The 4,780-nt window shown below is 71.7% G+C and carries 1 protein-coding gene; it reads right to left on the bottom strand.

Going from position 1 to position 4,780, the window contains the following annotated elements; genetic code table 11:
• Nucleotides 1-4,780: type I polyketide synthase (locus SSOG_RS42565; protein ID WP_154686141.1), on the bottom strand; the 4,780-nt coding region annotated here is incomplete at both ends.

The following is a 4,780-nucleotide window of genomic DNA, read 5'->3' as shown; positions in this document are numbered from 1 at the left end:
AGCGTCGCCGCGCCCGTCAGTTCGAGCCGCCACGCGGGCTGCCCGACCGGCCCCACCACTCCCCCGCTGCTCGCCCCACCGGCGCGCATCAGCCGCGGCACCAGGATCCGCCCGGCGCGCAGCGCCACCTGGGGCTCGTCCATCGCCACGGCCCGCAGTACGCCGTCCACCATGCTGTGGCCGGGGACCGTGGCGGCCGGTTCACCGGCGGGGTCGAGGTCGAGGTCGAGCAGAAGGAAACGACCCGGGTTCTCGGCTTGCGCGCTGCGCACCAGCCCGCACACCGCGGCCCCGGCCGCGTTCACGCCGCCGTCGCCGTCCCCCTCGTCCTCGGATGTGTCGAGCGCGACGGCGCCCCGGGTGACGACCACCAACCGGGCATCGGCCAGCCGCGGCTCGGCCAACCAGCCCTGCAACAGCCCCAACGCGCTTTCCGTCAGGGCCAGTCCGGCTTGCGCCGCATCGCCGTCCGGGGAAGGTGCGGACAGGCAGGCGATGGCCACCGAGGGTACGGGCGCGCCGCCATCGAGCGCCGCGATCAGCGACTCCAGATGCGGATGGCAGACCGCGCCCTCCCCGATCGGGGACGGTTCCGCCTGGCCCAGCACCACCCAGGTGGCAGCTTCCTCTGGCTCGTCGGTGTCATTGCCTCCCGGCGGCAACGGGGTCCAGTCCAGAGTAAACAGCCCGTCCGCCTCGGGCCCCGTGGCAGCCCGCAGCTGATCCGGGTCGGCCGAACGCATGGCCAGCGCATCGACCGTCAGCACCTGAACGCCCACCGCGTCGGCCACGACCATCCGCAGACCCCGCTCGCCCTCCGCACCGTCCTTCTCCCGCGACCGGGGAGAGAGCCGGACCCGAACCGTCGTCGCGCCACCCGCCCACAACGACACGCCCCGCCAGGCGAACGGCAGCCACACCCGTGCGTCGTCGTCCCGTTCCGGCTCGGACGGGTCGAGCAGCAGAGCCGGGTGCAGGGCGGCGTCCAGCAGCGCGGGATGGATACCGAAGCCGTCGCGGTCACCGGCGGTTTCGGGCAGCGCCACCTCGGCGAGGACGTCCGTACCGTCCCGCCACACGGCCCGTACGCCCTGGAAAGACGGGCCGTACGCGTATCCGGCCGCTGCCGCGCGCTCGTAGAAGCCGGTCACGTCCACCGGCTCCGCCCCCACGGGAGGCCACGCCCCGGACAGCTCCTCCGCCCGGCCATCGGCGGACGGCGGGCTCAGCACACCCTCCGCGTGGCACACCCACCCCGGGTCGGTGCCCGGTTCGGCATCGCGGTCGGGGCGGGAGTAGATCCGCACATCGCGCCGCCGGTCCTCGGTGGCCGGGCCCGCCACCACCTGTACACGCAGCCCGCCGGACGCGGGCAGCACCAGCGGGACCTGGAGCGCCAGCTCCTCCACCCCACCGCAGCCCGCCTCGTCGGCCGCCCGCAGCGCCCACTCCACCAGCGCGGCACCGGGCACCAGCACCGCGCCCGCCATCACGTGTTCGGCCAGCCAGTTCTTGGCGCCGACGGCCGAGACCCGACCCGTGAGCACCACCCCGCCGTCCGCCAGCCCCACCGCCGCGGGCAGCAACGCGTGCTCCACCCGCTGCAACCCGGCGGCGGCGACATCACCGACGCCACCGGCCGCGGCCAGCCAGTACCGCTCGCGCTGGAAGACGTACGTCGGCAGCTCCACCGCCCGCGGCGCGGGGTCGGCCGGGAACCAGCTGGTCCAGTCGACATCGGTACCGGATGTGTGGAGTTGGGCGAGGGCATGGCCGAGGGCGTGGACATCGGGTTGCTTGCGGGTGAGGATGGCCGTCACCAGGGGGTTTGGGGGCCCGGTTTCCGTGGTGGTGTGGCTGAGGGTGTGTTGTGTTGCGGTGGCGAGGACTGGATCCGGGCCCAGTTCCAGAAAGACGCCTGTGTTGGGGGCGATGTGGGTGATGGCGGGGTGGAAGTGGACGGGTTGGCGGATGTGTTGGGCCCAGTAGTCGGGGGTGGCGATGCGTTCGTCGGCGGGTTCGCCGGTGAGGTTGCTGAGCAGTGGGAGGGTGGGCCGGTGGTAGGTGAGGTCCGTGATGGCCTGGGTGAAGGGCTCCAGGATGGGGTCCATCAGCGGTGAGTGGAAGGCATGGCTGACGGTGAGGGTTTTGGTCTTGCGGCCCTTGGCGGCCCAGGCAGTGCTGATCACGGCCACCCGTTCGGCGGGGCCGGAGATGACGGTGTTGCCGGGTGTGTTCAGGGCGGCGATGCTCACCTGGCCGTCGTGTTCGGCGAGTTCGTCGGGGGTGGCGGCGATGGTGGCCATGCCGCCGCCTTCGGGGAGTCCGCCCATGAGGGTGGCGCGGGCGGCGACGAGTCGGCAGGCGTCGGAAAGGTCAAAGACGCCTGCGATGTGCGCGGCGGCGACCTCCCCGATCGAGTGGCCGATCACCACATCGGGGCGCAGCCCCAGGGAGTCCAGCAATCGGGCCAGGGCGATGTGCAGGGCGAACAGCCCTGCCTGGGCGTAGGTCGTGTGGTCCAGCAGCCCCGGCCGCTCGGGCACGCCCGTGAACGCCACCTGATGTAGTGGGTGTTCAAGGTGCGGGTCGAGCAGGCCGCAGACCTCGTCGAACGCCGCAGCGAACACGGGAAAGCGGTCGTACAGCCCCGCGCCCATCCCCACGCGCTGGCTGCCCTGTCCGCTGAACAGCCACACCGTCTTCCCGGACGGGGCCACGCCCGCAGGCGGGCCCACCACCCCCGGATGCGGCTCACCGGCTGCCAGGGCCTCCACCGCCGCCACCATGTCCGCACGGTCGCCGCCCAGCACCACGGCCCGCTGCTCGAACAGCGACCGGGACGTCAACAGCGACCATCCCACCTCGACGGCCGACGCCTGCGGGTCCGGCGCCAGGCGCCCGGCCAGGGCCGCGGCCTGCCCGCGCAACGCCTCCGCACTCCGCGCAGACAGCACCCAGGGCACCACGCCACGGTGCTCAAGCACCGGCTCCACCTCGGGAACGTCCGGGGCCTGCTCCAGGATGAGGTGTGCGTTGGTGCCCGAGGCGCCGAAGGAGGACACCCCGGCGCGGCGGGGACGCTCACTGTCCGGCCACTCCACCGGCTCGGTCAGCAGCCGTACCGCACCACTACCCCAATCGACATGCGGCGTCGGCTCATCGACATGCAGTGAAACGGGAAGTACGCCGTGCCGCATGGCCTGCACCATCTTGATCACACCCGCGACACCAGCGGCCGCCTGCGTATGCCCGATATTCGACTTGATGGAGCCGAGCCACAGCGGCTGATCCTCCGGCCGCTCCTGACCGTACGTGGCCAGCAGCGCCTGCGCCTCGATCGGGTCGCCCAGCGTGGTCCCCGTACCATGCGCCTCCACCGCATCCACCTCGGACGCCGACAAACCCGCACCGGCCAACGCCTGACGAATCACCCGCTGCTGCGACGGACCATTCGGCGCCGTCAGACCATTCGACGCTCCGTCCTGGTTGACCGCCGAACCCCGGATCACCGCCAACACCCGACGGCCATGACGCCGCGCGTCCGACAACCGCTCCAGGAGCAACAAGCCGACGCCCTCGCTCCAGCCGGTGCCGTCGGCCGCAGCGGCGAATGGCTTGCATCGCCCGTCGGGGGCCAGGCCGCGCTGACGCGAGAAGCCGGTGAACACATCCGGCGTCGCCATCACCGTCACACCGCCCGCCAGAGCGAGCGTGCACTCACCCTGCCGCAACGCCTGCGCCGCCAGATGCATCGCCACCAGCGACGACGAACACGCCGTATCCACCGTCACCGCCGGCCCCTCCAACCCCAGCGTGTACGCCACCCGACCGGACACCACGCTGCCGGAGCTGGCGAGCATGGCGTAGCCCTCCAGCCGTGCGTCACCGCTGCTGAGCCCGGCGGCGTAGTCGTGGTACATCACCCCGGCATAGACACCGGTCGGGCTGCCCTTCAGCGACACCGGGTCGATACCGGCCCGCTCCACCACCTCCCACGCCGCCTCCAACAGCAACCGCTGCTGCGGATCCGTCGCCAGCGCCTCACGCGGATTGATACCGAAGAACCCCGCATCGAACGCGTCGGCATCGTGGAGGAAGCCGCCCTCGTTCGCGTAGCTGGTGCCGGGGTGGTCGGGGTCCGGGTGGAAGAGGCCGTCCAGGTCCCAGCCCCGGCCGGTCGGAAATTCCCCGATCACATCCCGACCCGAGGCGACCAGCTCCCACAGCTTCTCGGGGGATGTCGCGCCACCGGGGAACCGGCAGGTCATCCCCACGATCGCGATCGGCTCACCGGAGTCGGCCACCGCCCTTGCCGGGCCACGGGCCACCGCGGATTCGCCCACCAACCGGGCGCACAGGTAGGTGGCCAGGGCGTGGGGTGTCGGATAGTCGAACACCATCGTCGCGGGCAACCGCAACCCCGTCGCCGCCGACAGCCGATTACGCAACTCCACCGCCGTCAACGAGTCGAAACCCAACTCCTTGAACGCAGCCCCCGACCGCACCTCACCCGACGAACCAAACCCCAACACCACCGCCACACAACCCCGCACCACCTCCAACACCACATCCAACCGACCACCCTCATCCAAACCCACCAACCGCCCAGCCAACCCACCAGCCACCTCACCGCCCACAGCCACCCGACGCCGAACCCGCCCCACCACCAACCCACGCAACACCGCAGGAACATCACCAACCCCCGCCACATCAAGGTCCACAGCAACCACCAACGGATGCGGGAGGGCGCACGCCGCATCCATCAGGGCGAGCGCCT

The sequence above is a fragment of the Streptomyces himastatinicus ATCC 53653 genome, assembly GCF_000158915.1.
In the GTDB taxonomy this organism is placed as follows: domain Bacteria; phylum Actinomycetota; class Actinomycetes; order Streptomycetales; family Streptomycetaceae; genus Streptomyces; species Streptomyces himastatinicus.
Note: the sequence above shows the minus strand (reverse complement) of the source record. Positions and strands in the feature narration are given on the sequence as shown.